15 protein-coding genes are annotated in these 19,538 nt (G+C 45.5%); 10 read left to right on the forward strand and 5 right to left on the reverse strand.

Annotation, left to right across the window (positions count from 1 at the left end; translation table 11 throughout):
• Window positions 1-449: 449 nt before the first annotated feature.
• From QZ918_RS20710 to QZ918_RS20720, 3 genes are all read right to left on the reverse strand, one after another.
• Window positions 450-1,274 (reverse strand): sulfite exporter TauE/SafE family protein, encoded by an 825-nt coding sequence (locus QZ918_RS20710; RefSeq protein ID WP_293338106.1) that lies wholly within the window; start codon window positions 1,272-1,274, stop codon window positions 450-452.
• A gap of 228 nt (window positions 1,275-1,502) precedes the next feature.
• The gene (locus QZ918_RS20715) at window positions 1,503-2,345 is read right to left on the reverse strand and encodes a pentapeptide repeat-containing protein (protein WP_293153212.1); all 843 of its coding nucleotides are present in this window, start codon (window positions 2,343-2,345) and stop codon (window positions 1,503-1,505) included.
• 167 nt (window positions 2,346-2,512) lie between these two features.
• Window positions 2,513-3,247: an RNA-guided endonuclease InsQ/TnpB family protein gene (locus QZ918_RS20720; protein WP_293338056.1), complete on the reverse strand. Its 735-nt coding sequence runs from the start codon at window positions 3,245-3,247 to the stop codon at window positions 2,513-2,515.
• A gap of 549 nt (window positions 3,248-3,796) precedes the next feature.
• Between QZ918_RS20720 and ilvD the strand changes: the two genes are divergently transcribed.
• Together ilvD and QZ918_RS20730 are read left to right on the forward strand one after the other, a co-directional pair.
• The gene (ilvD, locus tag QZ918_RS20725; protein ID WP_293338058.1) at window positions 3,797-5,482 is read left to right on the forward strand and encodes a dihydroxy-acid dehydratase; all 1,686 of its coding nucleotides are present in this window, start codon (window positions 3,797-3,799) and stop codon (window positions 5,480-5,482) included.
• Between the two features lie 186 nt (window positions 5,483-5,668).
• Window positions 5,669-6,016 carry a hypothetical protein gene (locus QZ918_RS20730; RefSeq protein ID WP_293338060.1) on the forward strand — a complete coding sequence of 116 codons (348 nt, stop codon included), beginning with the start codon at window positions 5,669-5,671 and terminating at the stop codon, window positions 6,014-6,016.
• On the opposite strand, the gene QZ918_RS20735 is transcribed toward QZ918_RS20730, so the two are convergent.
• Window positions 5,996-7,072, reverse strand: a complete 1,077-nt coding sequence (locus QZ918_RS20735; RefSeq protein WP_293338062.1) for an RNA-guided endonuclease InsQ/TnpB family protein — start codon at window positions 7,070-7,072, stop codon at window positions 5,996-5,998. The genes QZ918_RS20730 and QZ918_RS20735 overlap by 21 nt on opposite strands.
• Window positions 7,073-7,715: 643 nt before the next feature.
• Between QZ918_RS20735 and ileS the strand changes: the two genes are divergently transcribed.
• The 6 genes from ileS to QZ918_RS20765 all read left to right on the forward strand — a co-directional run bounded on the left by ileS (window position 7,716) and on the right by QZ918_RS20765 (window position 15,009).
• Window positions 7,716-11,285: an isoleucine--tRNA ligase gene (gene ileS, locus QZ918_RS20740; RefSeq protein WP_293338064.1), complete on the forward strand. Its 3,570-nt coding sequence runs from the start codon at window positions 7,716-7,718 to the stop codon at window positions 11,283-11,285.
• A 276-nt stretch (window positions 11,286-11,561) separates the two neighbouring features.
• The gene (locus QZ918_RS20745; protein WP_293338066.1) at window positions 11,562-11,771 is read left to right on the forward strand and encodes a ribbon-helix-helix domain-containing protein; all 210 of its coding nucleotides are present in this window, start codon (window positions 11,562-11,564) and stop codon (window positions 11,769-11,771) included.
• Between the two features lie 174 nt (window positions 11,772-11,945).
• Window positions 11,946-12,074 (forward strand): hypothetical protein, encoded by a 129-nt coding sequence (locus QZ918_RS20750; protein WP_293338068.1) that lies wholly within the window; start codon window positions 11,946-11,948, stop codon window positions 12,072-12,074.
• 51 nt (window positions 12,075-12,125) lie between these two features.
• Window positions 12,126-13,661, forward strand: a complete 1,536-nt coding sequence (locus QZ918_RS20755) for a sensor histidine kinase (RefSeq protein WP_293338070.1) — start codon at window positions 12,126-12,128, stop codon at window positions 13,659-13,661.
• A gap of 207 nt (window positions 13,662-13,868) precedes the next feature.
• A complete protein-coding gene (locus QZ918_RS20760) occupies window positions 13,869-14,537 on the forward strand; it encodes a response regulator transcription factor (RefSeq protein ID WP_293338072.1) in 669 nt (222 codons plus the stop codon).
• Between the two features lie 88 nt (window positions 14,538-14,625).
• Entirely contained in the window at window positions 14,626-15,009 is a 384-nt protein-coding gene (locus QZ918_RS20765; RefSeq protein WP_293338074.1) for a response regulator transcription factor, read from the forward strand.
• Between the two features lie 45 nt (window positions 15,010-15,054).
• Here the strand turns inward: QZ918_RS20765 and tnpB are convergent, their stop codons facing one another.
• Window positions 15,055-16,230, reverse strand: coding sequence for an IS200/IS605 family element RNA-guided endonuclease TnpB (gene tnpB, locus QZ918_RS20770; RefSeq protein WP_293338076.1), 1,176 nt, complete (start codon window positions 16,228-16,230; stop codon window positions 15,055-15,057).
• A 375-nt stretch (window positions 16,231-16,605) separates the two neighbouring features.
• Here tnpB and QZ918_RS20775 point away from each other — a divergent pair, with 375 nt between their 5' ends.
• Window positions 16,606-18,039 (forward strand): UDP-glucose dehydrogenase family protein, encoded by a 1,434-nt coding sequence (locus QZ918_RS20775; protein ID WP_293338078.1) that lies wholly within the window; start codon window positions 16,606-16,608, stop codon window positions 18,037-18,039.
• Window positions 18,040-18,173: 134 nt separating this feature from the next.
• On the forward strand, window positions 18,174-19,406 hold the full coding sequence (locus tag QZ918_RS20780; protein ID WP_293338080.1) for a glycosyltransferase family protein: 1,233 nt from the start codon (window positions 18,174-18,176) through the stop codon (window positions 19,404-19,406).
• Window positions 19,407-19,538 lie beyond the last annotated feature (132 nt).

Genomic DNA, 19,538 nt, shown 5'->3' on the forward strand with positions numbered 1-19,538 from the left:
ATGTTTGTAGTGAGGACTTTAGTCCTTGATTTATGAGGACTAAAGTCCTCACTACGAACTAATTTTATAGTCTGATAGCGGAGACTCTCTAACCCTTGCAAATAACTAATAACTAATAACTAATAACTAATAACGAAACTTTATCAAGAAATTGTCAAGCCTTATTTGCTGCGCTTGACTCGCGCTGTCAAGAAACTTAGTCAGTAGTTATTGGTGATTGGTTATTGGTTGTTGGTTGTTTGTTATTTACCTTGTTTTCTGGCTTTGCTGCCAATAACCGATCGCAAATAATCTCAGATACGCTCAATTACCGATAAGAAAAAATGTTTGTAGTGAGGACTTTAGTCCTTGATTTATGAGGACTAAAGTCCTCACTACGAACTAATTTTATAGTCTGATAGCGGAGACTCTCTAACCCTTGCAAATAACTAATAACTAATAACTAATAACTAATAACGAAACTTTTGCCAAGCTTGCCAGAAAATATAGATTGATAAAATTGCTAAGAGCGATCGAAATGCTAAACTAATAGTGCGATCGGGCAATCTCGGTAAAAACCTGGTGCTGATTTGCGCGCCCAACAAACCGCCAGCGCCTAGAATCAACCCCACAACCCACAAAACATTCCCGCGCGCCGCGTGTCCCGCCGTCGCCGAAATTGCCGTAATCACGATGACGCCCAAACTCGTTTGAATTGCCTTTTTAATGCTTTCCCCTAACAGCAAAATTTGCAAGGGAACCATAATCACGCCGCCGCCTACGCCGAACAAACCTGCCAATAAACCGGCAGCACTGCCAGTCGCAATTTTAGCAAAAGTTGGATTAAATAAAATATTTGAATTATTTGAAAATTGGGAACTGGGAATTGAGCCTGATTCTTCCCCTTGTTCTTCCGCTTTCTTAGCAGTCAGGCGCTTGCGAACTTCAATCAAATAAATATTCAGCCACAGCAACAACCCAAAAGTAACTAACAGCAAATAAGGAGGAAATATCCCCGCCAAATAAGCACCAATTTGTGCTGTGATGACGGCGGGAAATCCGATGCCTGCGACTTGACTCAAGTTGAGATAGCCCATACGCCAATTCTGGATGCTGCCAGAAAGAGCCGTAATTACGATCGACAAACCGCTAGTAGCAACCGCTTGCACCGGAGCATACTTGAGAGCCACCAACAACGGCACCAGCACCGTACCGCCGCCGATACCCAAAAAACCAGCTAGAATACCGGCAAACAGTCCGGCAGCACCCAGAATTAATAATTCGCTGACATTCATTATATCAAGTCCGGTTAATTGCTGGATAAACCTGTACGGGCATAGGGCATTGGGCATAGGGAATTGGGCATGGGCATGGTCGGACAAAAGTATGATAACTATTCAACCGGACATGATATTAGTCAGTAGTTCAGTAGTTAACAGTCAACAGTCAACAGTCAACAGTCAACAGTTAACAGTTAACAGTTAACAGTCAACAGTCAACAGTCAACAGTTAACAGTTAACTCTTAAGACTCATTAGTAGCCCCGTCAGGCATAATTGCCCGCCTCAAATCTGCATCGCGGAAGTTAGTTCGATTGAGATTGGCATCAATCAAAACCGCTTCCACCAAAACAGCCCCGCTCAAATTAGACCAACACAGCTTCGCCCGGTACAAATTAGCACCGCTCAAGTTAGCACCGCGCAGAGTTGACCAACTCATATTGGCAACTCTCAAATTAGCATTGCTCAGATTAGCTTCGCTAAGATTAGCTCCAACCATCGTGACTTGGCGCAAGTCTGCACCAGTCAGGTTGGCCCCGCTCAGCATCGCCCCACTGAGAATTGCCTGAGTCAGATTGGCTCTTTCTAAAAGCGAATCGCTGAGGATAGCATTTGTCAGGTTTACGGCTTTGAGAGTTGACCAACTCAAATTGGCCTTCATCAAATTAGTGCGAATCATACTAGCTTCGGTTAAGTTAGCCGCAAACAAATTCGCTTCGGTAAAGTTGGCTTCTGTCAAATTTGCTTCCGTCAAATTTGCCTTAGTCATGTTGACTTCTCTCGCCATTGAGCCGCGGAGGTTTGCTCCCACCAGGTTAGCCCCGCTGAGATTGGCGCGGGTCAAATCGGTACCGATGAGATTTGCTTCGGTGAGGTTGGCTTCCGTCATGTCCACCCCACCCAATTTCACCTCGCGCAAGTTCGCTCCCGTCAGGTTAGCGCCTTTGAGGTTTGCGTTTTGGAAATTCGCTCGGGTAAAATTAGCCTCGCTGAGGTTTGCCCCTTTTAAGTCGGCTCCCGCGAGGTTAATCTCTCGAAAAGTTCTTTCTCCGGCCGCATATTGCCTCAGAATTCGATCGGCCTCCATGTCATTCGCCTCGCAATTTTTGTTTCAAACGTTAGAGTGATGGGTTTTGCCACACACATCATCCCACTTGACATACTCCCTGACTATCAGATGCAGGGATTCCAAGAATTAATTCTTAGATTTTCTGCTTTTTAGCAACTGCCCTTCAGAAGTGTTTCTATCGGGTCTTACGTTCGCTCTCGCGTACTGACCGCGACTTTCAAACTGTCTTTATATTTATTGTTAGGTGCTTTTTGCTGATAATTCAAAGCCTTCTGCACTCTACACAATTTACGATTCTTAGCTTGAAAAGTTTTAGAATTACCAAATTTTGCACCTGTACTTAATGTAATCAAGTTGGTAATATCTAAGTCGATCTCTATTTGATTAGAAGATGCAGGTGATGGTTCAAGATCGACATCCACCAACAGAGAAACAGTCCATCTTCCCGGTGGTGAAAAATTCACCGTAACAGTAGATTGTTCAACACAGGAAGAAATCTCTCTGATCCCATAAATATTTAATGGCTCGGAAAATTTAGGTAAAAATACTTGGCTATCTTTCAACCGAAAAGTAGCTTTCGTATATTCAGCAGTGCCACCATTCTGTTGCTTTTTGAAGTTCGGGTATTTTGCCCGACCTGCAAAGAAGTTGGTAAATGCTGTTTGGAGGTGTTGCCATCCCTGTTGGAGTGGGACGTTGCTAGCTTCCGTTAAAAACCGTAAATCTTCTTGTTTTTTCGATTGAGCCAGCATTACATTAGTTTCCACATACCTTACTCGTTCTTGTCGATCGCACCCAGCCTCTGTGGTAGTGGCGACGGCACAATTGTAGACAAGACGCGGGCCACCCACAGTCTGCCTCAACAGGGATTCCTGTTCGGACGTTGGGTAAAAGCGGTACTTGAATGCTCTCTGTGTCATGTGTTGCATTATAGAATCTATTCTGTAAATATTACGGTTTAATTAAGCCATCCTAGAAAGACGGGGTTTTAAAATCCAATTTGTCGATCGCCACGGTATTGTGCCTGCACAATTGTAATCTCGGTATAATTTTTGCACTGTGCTGTCGTGATAATACTGTGCAGATACTCCAAGCCCGGAGAGTTCCACTCCCAAGTGGTCTGACAAATATCAACGCTTCTGAGAAAATCAAAAATAGCGTAAAACTCTCAGCACTGGGCAATCAGTCGATTTCAGATTTTAGATTATAGGTTTACTTCACAGATTCATCACCGGATCTGGAACTTTGGTCTAAAATTAGAGCTCACCAGGACGATTGTCGGGGGCTTATATCCGTTTTTGGGCGGAGCGAACAGGCAGTAGCAAAGACAGAGCTAAGGCTAAAAAATGGTTGGACGCGCGGATTACAGCGGTAAAGCGTAAACTGCACACCCTACTAAATATAGAGGTTTTGCGTCCCGAACCGAAACAAAAACAGACAACACAACAACAGACAAAGGAAGTTTGAGAATGCCTGAAAATTTAAGAAGCCAAGCCGTGACTGGGGGCGTGCAGCGCGCACCCAACCGAGCAATGCTGCGCGCCGTGGGTTTTGGCGATGGCGATTTCACTAAGCCGATTGTGGGGATTGCTAACGGATACAGCACGATTACGCCCTGCAATATGGGATTGAATGAACTGGCGCTGCGGGCGACTGCGGGTGCAAAAGAAGCTGGCGCGATGCCGCAGATGTTCGGTACGATTACGATCAGCGACGGAATCTCGATGGGAACTGAAGGGATGAAATATTCTCTGGTATCGAGAGATGTGATTGCAGATTCGATCGAAACTGTTTGCAACGGTCAAAGTATGGACGGCGTGCTGGCTGTGGGCGGTTGCGACAAGAATATGCCGGGGGCGATGATTGCGATCGCCCGCATGAACATTCCTGCTATTTTTGTCTACGGTGGCACGATCAAACCGGGACACCACGACGGTCGCGATTTAACCGTGGTGAGCGCTTTTGAAGCAGTCGGTCAATTCAGCGCGGGCAAAATTGACGAAACAGAGCTCAATGCAGTAGAACAAAAAGCTTGTCCCGGTGCGGGTTCCTGCGGCGGAATGTTCACGGCAAATACGATGTCGAGCGCTTTTGAAGCTATGGGAATGAGTTTGCCCTATTCTTCGACAATGGCTGCGGAAGATGCCGAAAAAGCCGACAGCGCTGCCGAATCTGCAAAAGTTGTGGTAGAAGCAATCCGCAAACAGTTGTTACCCAGCCAAATTTTAACTCGCAAAGCCTTTGAAAATGCGATCGCCACCATTATGGCGATCGGCGGTTCAACCAACGCCGTGCTACACTTATTGGCTATTTCAAATGCGATCGGCGTTGAGTTGTGTCTCGACGATTTTGAAACAATTAGAGCCAAAGTACCCGTATTGTGCGACCTCAAACCAAGCGGCAAATACGTAGCAACCGACTTGCACAAAGCCGGTGGCATTCCTCAAGTAATGAAAATGCTTTTGGAACGCGGATTGCTCCACGGAGATGCGCTGACAATTACAGGTCAAACAATTGCCGAATCCCTATCAGATATTCCCAGCGAACCCCGCGCCGATCAAGATGTAATTCGGCCTTGGAACAATCCGATGTACGCCCAAGGACATTTAGCAATTCTTCGCGGCAATCTGGCAACAGAAGGATCGGTTGCTAAAATTACAGGTGTTAAAAAACCGCAAATCACCGGCCCAGCGCGGGTATTTGAATCCGAAGAAAACTGTTTGGCTGCCATCTTGGCTGGCAAAATTCAAGCCGGAGATATCATTGTCATCCGCTACGAAGGGCCCAAAGGCGGGCCGGGAATGCGCGAAATGCTAGCACCAACTTCGGCAATTATTGGTGCAGGTTTAGGCGATTCTGTCGGGTTAATTACTGACGGCCGCTTTTCCGGCGGAACCTACGGCATGGTTGTCGGTCACGTTGCACCCGAGGCGCAAGTTGGCGGCACAATTGCTCTGGTAAATGAGGGCGATTCGATTACGATCGATGCTACCAATCGCTTGTTGCAGCTCAATGTTGATGATGCAGAATTAGAGCGGCGGCGCGCTCTTTGGCAAGCTCCTAAGCCCCGATATACTAAGGGTGTTTTGGCTAAATACGCTAAGTTGGTTTCTTCTAGCAGTGTCGGCGCTGTAACTGATTTGGGTTTGGGTTGAAGCAGAAAACCTAATTTTTAACCGCAGATGAATGCAGATGAAATTCCATCTGCGTTCATCTGCGTTCATCCGCTGATATCTGCGGTTAAAATTCTCATCTAGTTGAGGTATATGTGCGATCGCTCCGCTAGCTAACATAGCTAAAAAAATGCTAAAATAAAAGATCTACAATATTGATGCGATCTCATGACTGAATCTAGCAATCTCCCGAATCGTGTCGATCGCCTAGAAAATGACACGATCGATCTTAAAGTAGCTGTTAGTGCTTTAATTTCCACAACCGAAGTACACCAGCGGAATATTGAAACCATGAACCGCAATATTGAAACCATGAACCGCAATATTGAAACCATGAACCGCAACATGGAAATTCATCAGCGCAATATGGAAGCCACGAATCGCAATGTCGATGGGATGCTTCAACTGATGACTGCTATACAAAAACTAGACAAGTCTAGACATTTGCTTCTTACTTCATCGGGAGCATGGGAGCGGTTATCCCTCGGTAAGCTTTCACGGTTTAGCCAACCGTGATAAATTAATCGCTGCATTTAAATCCCTGTCCATCGAATGACCACAACTTCCACAGTTGTAAGTTCTTTCTTTTAGTGGCATATCTTGGATGTGTCCACAACTTGAACAGGTTTTGCTTGATGGAAACCAGCGATTAGCAACGATTATCTCACAACCAAACTTTTTAGCTTTGTATTCTAACTGACGTTTAAATTCATGGAATCCACAATCAGCTATTACCTGTGCTAGTTTGTGATTCTTTAGCATCCCACCGACATTCAAATCTTCTACTACTATTGTTGCGTGGTTTTTGCATAAGTAAGTAGTGATTTGATGCAGAGTGTTGTTCCTGAGGTTTGCTATCTTTGCATGATGTTTCGCTAACTGGACTTTAGCTTTGTATCTATTTCCAGAACCTTTGACCTTGCTGGCAAGAACTCTTGATAATCTCTTGAGTTTTGCCAGATGCGCTTTATAGTGCTTTGGGTTCGGAAATACTACGCCAGTTGAAAGCGTAGCCAACTCTTTTACTCCCAAATCAACTCCTACAACCTCATGACTTTTGACTGTTGGCTCGTGACTTTGCTCGCAAGCAAAAGCGATAAACCAACTATCGGCAGCGCGTGAAATGGTGATTGATTTACAAGTTGTGTGAGGTAGTCCTTCGTGAGTTTTTACCCAGCCGATTGTCGGCAGCTTGATGGATGTACCGCCCACAGGAATCGGCTTGCCACCAGCGTCAATAGTAAAAGAGTCGTGATGGCCTTTTTTTTTGAAATTGGGGTATCCACCCTTTTTAGAGAAGAAACGAGCAAAAGCATCACCTAAATTGTCAAAAGCATATTGAGTTATCTTCTGGCAAATTCCGGTCTCTTTTATCCATGTAAACTCAGGTTTCACATGATTGTTGAAGATTTTTTTGAGCAGGTATTTATTGGGCTTTAATCCATCTTTATAGAGAGCGCTCCAAGTAGCCAGTCCCCAATTATAAGTAAACCTTGCTATTCCAGCGTGCTTACTCATGACCGTTTCTTGACTCTTATTTAGCTTTAGCTTTGTTTTGATGGATAAAAGCATTGCTCGACCTCCGACAGTTGATATTTCGCCCCTAAGCATTGTCTTTACTGACAATCCAAGCTTTTTGTGAATTCCTGTGGTTTGAACAAGATGGTATATGGTAGATTTGTCTACAAGTGTACCACTTTGTCTATTTAATCGCTACCTAGGTACTAGCTCAAAGCCTTCAGCGGATGGAGGTGATGGAATTAGATATCCGGGGCCTCCAAACAGAAAATCGACGCATTCTGGATATATTACAGAACCGTAACACTGATGATGCGTGAAGTTGGCACCATAACGCTGTTTGAACAACCGAGTGCGATCGCATCCCCGTCCCCGCTTTTGCTGAATCCCTGAATCTGACTGTTGGTCAAATGTTCAGTTGGCTGACTCAGTAGCGTAACCTGGATTTATGAATGATTTTTTAACCACAGAGGCCGCAGAGGGCGCAGAGTTAGAGAAGAGAGAGTAACTTACGGATTTGCTTTGAGCGAATGTGCGATCGATCGCTTATACTAGGATATCTGGTTGTGTGCCCTTCAAGGACGAAACAGGACTGAAGTCCTCACTACAAACCTAATTATGATTATTTAATCGGACTTGATATCAACTCTCAGTTAACCGCTAACTACTAACTAAGTACAAAAAACGTTTCTGAACAATGGAAGCAAAATCCTACAAAGACACGGTAAATTTGCCCAAAACCAAGTTTGATATGCGCGCCAACGCTACCAAACGCGAACCAGAATTGCAACAATTTTGGGCAGATGAAGATATTTACGATCGCCTCTCCCAGAATAACCCGGGCGATTTGTTCATCCTCCACGACGGCCCGCCCTACGCTAACGGACAACTCCACATCGGCCACGCCCTCAACAAAATCCTCAAGGATTTTATCAACCGCTACCAAATGTTGCGCGGCAAAAAAGTCCGCTACGTGCCCGGTTGGGATTGTCACGGATTGCCGATCGAACTTAAGGTGTTGCAAAATATGAAATCGGACGATCGGCTCAATCTTACTCCGATCGACCTCCGCCGCAAAGCTGCCACCTTCGCCCAGGAAACAATGGCGCAGCAGCGCACATCCTTTCAGCGCTATGGCGTTTGGGGCGACTGGGAACACCCGTATTTAACCCTGAAACCCGAATACGAAGCGGCTCAAATCGGCGTTTTCGGTCAAATGGTGCTCAAAGGCTACATCTTCCGCGGCTTCAAACCCGTGCACTGGAGTCCGAGCTCGAAAACCGCCCTCGCCGAAGCTGAATTAGAATATCCCGAAGGCCACGTTTCGCGCAGCATCTACGTCGGCTTTCACGTGAGAAAATTGTCGAAATCCCTGCAAACGAAGCTCAAGCGCTATATGCCGAGCCTCTGGGCGGCGATTTGGACGACTACCCCCTGGACGATTCCGGCTAACTTGGCGATCGCCGTTAATCCCGAACTGACTTATGCGGTGGTGGAACCGCCGGCAGATTCGCACATTGCACAACAATTTATGTTAGTTGCTGCTGATGCGGTCGATCGACTGTCGGCAACTTTTAACACAGAATTAAAAATACTTGCGACTTTCAAAGGCAAAGAATTAGAAGGCTGCACCTACAAACATCCGCTGTTCGATCGCGAAAGCCCGATCGTTGCCGGTGGCGACTACATTACTGCTGACTCAGGAACCGGATTGGTGCACACCGCACCCGGCCACGGACAAGAAGACTTTATCGTCGGAAAACGCTGCGGTTTGCCAGTTTTAACTCCCGTAGATGAAAACGGAAATTTCACCGCTGAAGCAGGAGTCTTCGCAGGTTTAAATGTCCTCGGAGATGGCAATAAAGCAGTCATTGATGCCCTTGGCGAATCAAATTGTTTGATTAAAGAAGAAGCTTATCCTCACTCCTACCCCTACGATTGGCGGACTAAAAAACCGACGATTTTTCGGGCGACTGAACAGTGGTTTGCATCCGTTGAAGGGTTCCGCGACGAAGCGTTAAAGGCAATTTCCGGTGTGAATTGGATTCCCGCCCAAGGGGAAAATCGGATTACTGCAATGGTAGGCGATCGATCGGATTGGTGTATTTCTCGCCAGCGGACTTGGGGCGTGCCGATTCCCGTCTTTTACGACGAAGAAACCAACGAACCTCTGTTAAATGAAGAGACGATCTCCCACGTGCAAGCAATCTTTGCTGAGAAAGGTTCCGATGCTTGGTGGGAAATGTCGATCGCCGAATTGCTGCCGGAATCTTACCGCAACAACGGCCGCACTTACCGCAAGGGAACCGACACGATGGATGTCTGGTTTGACTCGGGTTCTTCCTGGGCTGCTGTGGCAAAAGGGCGATCGGAATTAAACTATCCTGCTGATATCTATTTGGAAGGTTCAGACCAACACCGCGGTTGGTTTCAATCGAGCTTGCTCACCAGTGTAGCAACTAACGGCGTCGCTCCTTACAAAACAGTTTTGACTCACGGTTTTGTGCTGGATGAAAAAGGCCGCAAGATGAGCAAATCTGAAGGCAATGTCGTCGATCCGGCGTTAGTCATCAAGGAATACGGCGCCGATGTTTTGCGATTGTGGGTGTCTTCGGTAGACTACTCCGCCGACGTGCCCTTAGGCAAAAACATCCTCAAACAACAATCGGATGTTTACCGCAAGATTCGGAATACAGCGAAGTTTTTGCTGGGGAACTTGCACGACTTCGATCCGGCAAAAGATGCCGTGGCTTTCGAGGATTTGCCGGAACTCGATCGCTATATGCTGCACAGAATGGGCGAAGTTTTTGCGGAAGTTCAAGAAGCTTTTGAAAGTTTCCAATTTTCGCGATTCTTCCAAACAGTGCAGAATTTCTGTACCGTGGATTTGTCTAATTTCTACTTAGATGTTGCCAAAGATCGACTTTACATCAGCGCGACAGATTCGCAGCGGCGCCGCAGTTGTCAGACAGTAATTGCGATCGCAGTCGAGAATTTAGCACGGGCGATCGCACCTGTGTTGTGTCACATGGCTGAAGATATTTGGCAGTATCTTCCCTATCCAACTCCTTACAAATCAGTATTTGAAGCTGGTTGGGTGAAACTCGATCCTGCATGGCACAATCCAGAATTGGCGACTCGCTGGCAGTATTTGCGACAAGTACGCGGCGAAGTTAACAAGGTTTTGGAACAGGCGAGGACTGAAAAGGCGATCGGTTCTTCCTTGGAAGCTAAGGTTTTATTGTACGTTCCCGATGCGGCCAAAAGAGAGCAATTGCAAGCTTTGAATCCCAGCAGCGAAGAATTGATGGATTACGTGCGATCGCAAAACGCAGCCATCCAACTAGCAGAAGAAGAGAAAGCCAAAGCAGTACAAGACAAACAAGAAGCACAAGCAGCAAGTGTTGCCAAAGTCTTGACAGAAAAGACAGTTCATGTTGAAGAAGAAACTGTCGCCCAGGGCGATGCAGCTTCTGAAATAGTAGAGTATTCTGCCCCAGAAGCATCGGCTTTAGATTTGCAGGAAATGTTAGATAAAAGCGCCCAGTTTGTGGCGGATTTGCCTAACTATGCTGGCAACTTTTTCACAGAATACCAAAAAGTGCTGGTAACACTTGGGTTGTTAGCTTCTGTGGCGATAACTGCAAGAGTAACCCTAGCAGTTTTGGATACGATGAATCAGATTCCGCTGTTGGGCGGATTGTTTGAAGTCATCGGTATCTTGTTTACAATGTGGTTTGCTTTCCGTCACTTGCTGTTTGCCCAAAGCCGCCAAGAAATGGCACAAACAATTGATTCGCTGACAGCAGACGTGCTTGGAAAATCAAAGGCATTGATGCTTGTAGAAACAGAGGCGATCGTCCTTTCACTGCCAGTAGAAACAGCCCTTGTACCAATAGAAACAGCCCCAGTCGAACAAGCGTTAGCAGAAACACCCCAAATCCCGACAGCAGAATTAAGTGCGATCGCCCCCAAAGCAGAAACTCCTGCCGAAAAAGCCGTACACCACCATTCTGCAAGTGCTAGCAACGGTGTAGACGAACTGCGCTACTTGTTCATTACTTCAGAAGTGGAACTGATAGAATCCAATGCAGTGATGCAGGAATTGCCGTACAGTTACCAATCTCCAGAGTTAGCGATTGGTGTAGTCAAAGCAGACGGCCACAAGTGCGATCGCTGCTGGAACTACTCGACTCACGTCGGAGAGTCGATCGAACACCCGGCAATTTGCGAACGCTGCGTGTCAGCAGTAGACGGACAATTCTAACCTAGTTTGTCATTGCGAGTGAAACGAAGCAATCGCTTAACCTCTGCTATTGCTTCGCTTCATCTCAAATCTAGTCTTCATCCCTCTCCATTCTCTTACTCTGTGTTCTCTGCGTTCTCTGCGGTTAAATAATTCCGATAATCGGAGTCACAAAATCAATGGCTGACAGCGACTTCAAAATCACCTTGGCGGTTGCTATACTTAATAGATACTCAATGTCATGTCGATCGCTACCTTAATGTCTAATTAACCCATTTGTATAACGAGATAGATCCTATGGAAATTTTACTTAAGCCAGAGCATCAACACTTCATTCAAACACAAATTGCCGCTGGGAAGTATACGGATGCAGGAGAGGTGGTTGATGTTGCTTTTCGGTTACTTGAAAAGTTGAGTGATGAATATAGCCAGTGGATTGAGGAAACTCGTGCAAAGGTAGATGTTGCAAGAGCAGAACTCGATCGCGGGGAGGGCTTAGACGGTTAAACTGCGGTCAATCAAATTCTGGAGCGATTTCAGCAAGCGAAAGAGAAACAAAAATGAGCCGTTTCATCATTGCGCCCTCCGCTAGTCGAGATTTAGATCGCATTGCGAACTACTTTTTAGACCGAAATATCGAGGTAGGAGCTACCTCTACCCAGAAGTCCGAGGATTGGAGTAATGAATAGTCTGATTTTAATTTCTCCCGGGCGGGCGGGCTTTCAACCAATTCTTTCTGGTAAGTCCCGAGCTAAAAAATCTCATTTACCTGCGAAAATTAGGTTTGCCAGATCCTATAACTTGATGTAATGTCGATCGCTAGGTCTCAGATCGATCGACGAACCATCAGCCAGATTTGCCATGAACCGCGATCGCAATTTCCCCACACAAACAAGATTTACCCGCCGCTGGGAGCGCTTTTTTGGCGAAGCGCGCACCCGCATTCTCATCTGGTACATTTTGCTAATCGCATTGTTTCTGTCTCTATCTATTCCCGCAATTCGCCAGCGCTTGTTTGCACTGGTAGATGGGCGGGTAAAAGAGGAGTTGAATGAAGAAATAACAGTATTTAATGAAAAGTTCGCTGCCGAGTTTAACGCTAAGAATCAGGCTGTAGGACAGCGACTGACAAAAAAATATGGTGTTCTCAAAACCTATTTTCCCCCTCAAGAATTGTCTGCATTTTTCGATATTCACCTGTCCCGGCAAATCACCGAAGATGATACATTTCTCCTCGCGATTGTAGAAGGTAAATTTTATAAATCCAGTTCCAAAGCACTGCCGAAACAGCTTCAGCCGGATTCGGAATTGGTGGAAACTTGGGCAAAACTGAGCCAGCCCGAGCGCGGCGAACAGCAAGTCTCAGACAGTAAAATAGGCAGCATTCTCTACGCTGCCGAACCAGTTAAAATTGAAGGCAAGACTCTGGGAGTATTTGTTGTAGCTCACATGACCGGGGGCGAACGCCAAGAAGCGCTGGAAGCTTTTAAAGTTGTGATTGAGGTAACTTTGGTTGTCCTGATTTTAGTTATCTTGCCGGCTTGGATAGCGGCTGGAAAATTGCTGGCTCCCCTCCGCGCGCTGACAGCAACTGCCCGGGCGATCGAAGAGTCGGATTTAAGCCAGCGCCTGGTTGTTCGAGGGCAAGGGGAAATTGCCGAACTGGCTACTACTTTTAATGAAATGATGGATCGGTTGGAGGAAGCTTTTGCCACTCAGCGCAATTTTATCAACGATGCGGGACACGAACTCCGCACTCCGATTACGATCGTCCGCGGGCATTTGGAGTTGATGGGTGACGATCCTGAGGAACAAGCCGAAACTATGGATTTGGTGATGGATGAACTCGATCGCATGAGCCGCTTTGTGGACGATTTAGTGGTGCTGGCCAAGGTAGAACAACCGGATTTTTTGCAGCTAGAAACTGTGGATGTTGGGGCGCTGACTGAGGAACTTTTTGCAAAGGCAAAAGCTCTCGGAAATCGGAATTGGGAGTTGGATGCTGCGGGAAAAAGCCGAATTGTTGCCGATCGCCAACGCATTACTCAAGCTGTGATGAATTTGGCTCAAAATGCGGTGCAGCATACTGAGTCTGAGGATGCGATCGCGATCGGATCTGCTGTTACCGGCAGCCATGTCCGATTTTGGGTGCGCGATACTGGAGAAGGTATTGCGCCGATCGACCAACAGCGAATTTTTGAAAGATTTGCTAGGGCTGCAAACAGCCGCCGCCGTTCCGAGGGCGCCGGTTTGGGTTTGTCGATTGTCAGGGCGATCGCCGAAGCTCACGGGGGGAAAGTGTCTGTTAGCAGTCAATTGGGAACCGGTTCGACTTTCGCTCTCATTATGCCGATCGAGCCGTTTGAAGGTAAAAAGCAGTTGACAGTTGACAGTTGACAGTTGACAGTTGGTAGTTGGTAGTTAACACGTAGGGGCGGTGGATGGTGCGGGCCCGCCCTCTTCGTTAGTAGTTGACAATTCCCCATTACCAATTACCAATTACCAATTCCCAATTACCAATTCCCCATTACCTATTCCCCATTACCTATTCCCCATTACCTATTCCCTATTACCGATTTATCTAATCATCGCTTTTAAACTAAAATGAGCAGAATTCTAATTGCTGAAGACGAACCCAGAATCGCTGCTTTCATCGAAAAAGGGCTGCGATCGCACGGTTTTATCACTGCCGTTGCTGCTGACGCTGGGGAAGCTTTACTAATGGCTAGAGATGGCGAGTTTGATTTAATGATTCTCGATTTGGGGCTGCCGGGGAAAGACGGATTGCAGATTCTGGAGGAATTGCGCGGTCAGGGAGAAGCGTTACCGATTATTATCTTGAGCGGTCGCGACGACATCCAAACCAAGGTAGCGGGATTTGAGGGAGGTGCTGACGATTATTTAACTAAACCTTTCCGTTTTGAAGAATTGTTGGTGCGGTTGCGCGTCCGGTTGCGCCGCCGGGACGATCGCCATAATTCCGATGAAAGGGTACTGAAAATTGGCAACATAACCCTTGATTTGCGGACTCGGAAAGTGAAAGTGGGCGATCGGACTGTTGAGTTGCCCGCGCGAGAATTTACCCTCGCAGAAACGTTTTTGCGCCATCCCGGACAAGTGATGAGTCGCGAACAACTGTTAGATCGAGTTTGGGGTTACGATTACGATCCCGGTTCTAATATTGTGGATGTTTATGTCGGCTATTTGCGGAAGAAATTGGGTTCCGATTTGATTGAAACAGTTCGCGGCATGGGTTATCGATTGCGAACGTGAGAAAATTCTCACAATGATTTAACGCTCGTCTCATTAGAATTTGTCATAATTTAAGGGTTATAGGTAAGTTGTCATTTAATACAAAATTATGTATCGCATTTTAATTGCTGAAGATGAAGTGAAAATCGCTGCTTTTATGGAGAAAGGCTTCAAAAAACAAGGATTTGCTACTGCGATCGCCCAAAACGGCCCGCAAGCTTTGTCGATGGCGAAAGAAACCGAATTTGATTTGTTGCTGCTGGATTTGGGATTGCCCGCGATCGACGGTATGACCGTACTCCGGGAACTGCGCCACCGGGGAGAACAGCGCCCGATTATTGTGGTTACAGCCCGCACCGATCGGCAAGAACTGCTTTCGGCACTCGAATCTGGTGCTAGCGAGTGCGTCACCAAGCCGTTTAGCTTCAGCGATTTGCTGTTGCGGGTGCGATCGCATTTGCATGAAAAAGCACCTTGTTTGTCTCCGGGCTAATTAACAAGTTGTTGCAAAGTTTTTGACACTCCCCGCCGTAAACGGCTAGGATTCTTCATTCACAGGGAGATGCCTTGTAAAAGCAGTGCCTTTACTCGGTCTTACTCTCCCTCCTGAAGCAGTAACGGTATGCCCTACCGCCAAAATTCGTAAACCTTCATCCCGAATATTCTTAGCAGCGTTAATGTCTCTATCGTGGTTTTCTCCACATTTAAGACATTGCCAACTACGAATATCCAAACTTAAATTATCTACCCGATTTAAGCAATTGTTACAGGTTTTGGAACTGGGATAGAATCTATCTACTTCAATGTAAATTTTTCCTTCCCATTCCGACTTGTATTTCAGCATGGTACAAAATTGTCCCCAACCAGCATCACTAATTGAAAGAGCTAGTTTGTGGTTTTTTACCAGGTTGATAACTGCTAGATTCTCTACAACTATAATTTGGTTTTCATCAACTAATTTACGACTTAGTTTGTGCAGGAAATCTTCGCGACATCGGACAATTTTAGCGTGAACCTTGGCAACTTTAATCCTAGCTTTATGACGGTTATTAGAACCTTTAAGCTTGCGGCTTAGTTGCTTTTGTCTCTTTGCTAACTTCTTTTCATATTTTCGATAATATTTAGGATTCCCATGCTTGGTTCCATCAGATGTAATAGCGTAATGGGTTAAACCAACGTCTATCCCAATCGCCTTTCCTGATGATGATTTTTCAGGTAAATCTTTACCATCATCATAGAGGCAGGCTGCCAAATATTCCCCCGATGGATTAACTGAAACCGTGACAGATTTTAGAGTCCCTTCTGGTTGCCTTGAGACTTGACAATGAACATCACCAATTTTAGGCAATCTCAATGTATCGTCTTTTAATTTACAGGCTTGAGGAAATCTAATAGATTGTCTATTCCGCTTTTTCTTAAAGTTAGGATATTTAGCCCTACCTTCAAAAAAGTTAAGGAAAGCACTAGAAAGATTTAAGGCTGCTTGCTGTAGGGTTTGTGATGGTACTTCTGTCAGCCATTCGTACTCTTTCTTAAGAGAAGGTAGAAGATTGATTATTTCATTTCTACTTAATCCTTTCCCTGTTTGCTTATAGGTTTCAGACGTTAGATTGAGCGCGTAGTTGTAAAACCATCTGGCACAGCCAAACGACTTCGCAAGCAAAATGGATTGCTCACTGGTCGGATATATTCTGTACTTGAAGGCTTTTAGCATTTTGCTTACCAAACTACTAATACTATGGTAACACAGAAAAAGATTAAATGCAAAGCCGTCTTAAAAGACGGGGTTTTAAACCCATTCTTCTGATAAATATCTATTTTTCAGTAATGTAGCTTTTGTTGCTCAATTACTGAGGCAACTTTTGCCCGATCCCCCTCAGTGAGGGGGATTTTTGTCGATTTCTGTTCTGCTTCCTCCGTAAATTCCCGCAGTTGTGTGAGAGTTTTCTCATCAAAGCTTCATGAAGATTTCATAAAGAAATGCGAAATTATGTTGAGACAGCGGCCGTAAAACTTGATGAGACTTCAGGGCGATCGCCCTCAATCCCACAATGTCGTCCGATCAATCCTAAATTGGAGAACTTACTTTATGCGTGTTTGCGTTATCGGTACAGGATATGTTGGCTTAGTAACCGGAGTTTGTCTGGCACAAATCGGACATCAGGTACTTTGCGTAGACAACAATAGCGCCAAAGTAGAGTTAATGCAGTCGGGACAATCCCCCATTTTTGAACCTGGGTTGACCGAAATCATGCACTCCGCGATCGAAAGTGGATTGCTGGAATTCACCTCAGATCTAGCTGCTGGAGTCGCTCACGGCGAGATTTTGTTCATTGCAGTCGGTACTCCAGCTTTGCCCACAGGAGAAAGCGACACCCGCTACGTGGAAGCAGTCGCTAGAGGTATCGGAAATCACCTCAACGGCAGTTATAAAGTGATTGTCAATAAATCTACAGTACCAATTGGTTCGGGAGATTGGGTACGCAGAATTGTAATTGATGGAGTTCTCGAACGTCAGGAAGAAATCCTAGGTTTCGATGTCGTCAGCAACCCAGAATTCTTGCGAGAAGGTTCGGCGGTTTACGATACATTCAATCCCGATCGCATTGTTCTAGGTAGCAACAGCCAAAAGGCGATCGAGCTAATGCAACAACTTTATGCTCCCATAGTCGATCGCAAATTTGCCGCCGATCCGTCTTTACCTGCGATTCCGGTTGTTGTTACGGATCTCAGTTCAGCAGAAATGATTAAATACGCGGCCAACGCATTTCTAGCAACTAAAATTAGCTTTATTAATGAAGTTGCCAATATTTGCGATCGAGTCGGCGCAGACGTGACTCAAGTTGCCAAAGGAATCGGTTTAGACTCGCGAATTGGCAACAAATTCTTGCAAGCCGGAATCGGTTGGGGCGGTTCCTGTTTTCCCAAAGATGTCTCAGCTTTAGTTCACACCGCCAATGACTACGGCTACGACGCCCAACTGCTCAAATCGGCTATCAAAACCAACCAAAATCAGCGATTAATCGTCCTCGAAAAACTTCAGCAAGTCCTGAAAATTCTCAAAGGCAAAACCATCGGACTATTAGGCTTAACCTTTAAACCAGATACCGACGACTTACGAGATGCTCCAGCTTTAGATTTGATCGCACAACTCTCTCGTTTGGGTGCAAAAGTCAAAGCATACGATCCAATTATCTCTCCAGGCAACCCTCATTTAAATTCATCTGAAGTCACGATAACAGGAGATATAGAACAACTCGCCCACAATTGCGATGCCCTGGTATTAGTCACGGAATGGCAACAGTTCCGCGAACTAGACTATCTTCAAATTGCCAGCAAAATGACAACTCCCATCATCATTGACGGTCGTAACTTTCTCGATCCAAAAACAATAGTAGCAGCAGGATTTTACTATATCGGGATCGGCCGTTGCAGCAACAGCGTAGGAATACCGAAACCGATATTGTCAAATCCCCAAAATTATACTATTTCTGATAATTCCTTGAAAGTTCCAGTAGCTTAAAAGGCAAAACATAAAAGGTAAAAGCTAGAGGCTGAAAAATAAACCATGCCCTATGCCCTATGCCCTATGCCCTATAAAAGCTCTAGTTCACAGTATCTACGTGCATTCACTTAACTTATCGAGGCACATTGATTATGAGACTAATGGTTTACTCCCACGACGCATTTGGTCTCGGTAACATCCGCAGAATGCTGACTATTTGCGAACATTTACTGAGTACGATTACTGACCTATCAATTTTGGTAGTATCCGGTTCGCCGATGTTGCAAAGTTTTAGACTACCGCCGAGACTTGACTACATCAAAATTCCCTGTTTGAATCGGGGTGAAAGTGGCGAAATATCAGTCAAATACTTGAATACAGAGATTGCTGAAACTGTCAAACTGCGATCGGATTTGATTTTGATGGCAGCCATAAATTTTAAACCCGATGCCATCTTAGTCGATAAAAAACCCTACGGCATCAAAAATGAGCTGCTAACTACTCTCAAGTTCCTGAAAAAACAGTTGCCACAAACCAAACTATTATTGTTGCTACGCGATATTTTGGACAGTCCCGAAAAGACTGTTAGCGAGTGGAAAGAACATGGTTTTTATGAAGCAGTAGAAAAGTTTTACGACCAAATTTTGGTAGTCGGAATGCCGGAAGTCTTTGATATTTGTCGCGAGTATCAATTTCCGCAAGCAGTTGCCCAAAAAGTCCGATATTGCGGGTATCTTCGCAAAGAACCGGGGTTGAAAAGCCGAGAAATTAGACGGCAAGAATTGCAGGTTAAAGAATCCGAACAGTTAGTGTTAGTCACACCGGGTGGTGGCGAAGATGGCTATCAATTAGTTGACACTTACTTAACCGGAGTCGCGCAACAGCAAGCAGCAGCTTTCCGCAGCGTCATTATTTGCGGTTCGGAAATGCCAGCTCAGCAACGAGAACAGCTTCATCAAAAAGCTGCGTTGAATCCGAAGGTTAAAATCTTGGAATTCACCGATGATTTGATGAGTTATATAGATGCAGCGGATGTAGCCGTTTGTATGAGTGGGTATAACACAATTACGGAAGTTCTTTCCTTGGGCAAAAGAACCATCGCAGTTCCCAGAATCAAACCAGCCAGCGAACAGTTGATGCGAGCTGAAAAGATGTCAAAATTAGGTTTACTGGCGATGATTCACCCTGACGAAGTTACTCCAGTAAATTTGATGAATTTGCTATCAATTAAATTAAACAAGACGCATTCTTGCGCCCTTGCCCCTGGTTTGGATTTAGGTGGATTACCCAGAATTTCTCACTATATTTCTCACTTATTATCCAATCCAGTTGATTCAATTAACTTCAATTTTTCACCACTCAAGGCAATTGTCACAGTTCAATAAAGCCAAGTAAAAAAATAGTTTGAAGTAAAAAATCTCCCCTTTCTATGTACTCTCTGCGCCCTCTGCGGTTAATTATAAATGGGGTATTTAACGCAGTCAATTAAAGAGGGCGGGCACGGGGGCACCGCCCCT

It is taken from the genome of Microcoleus sp. CAWBG58 (assembly GCF_020883045.1).
Lineage (GTDB): Bacteria > Cyanobacteriota > Cyanobacteriia > Cyanobacteriales > Microcoleaceae > Microcoleus.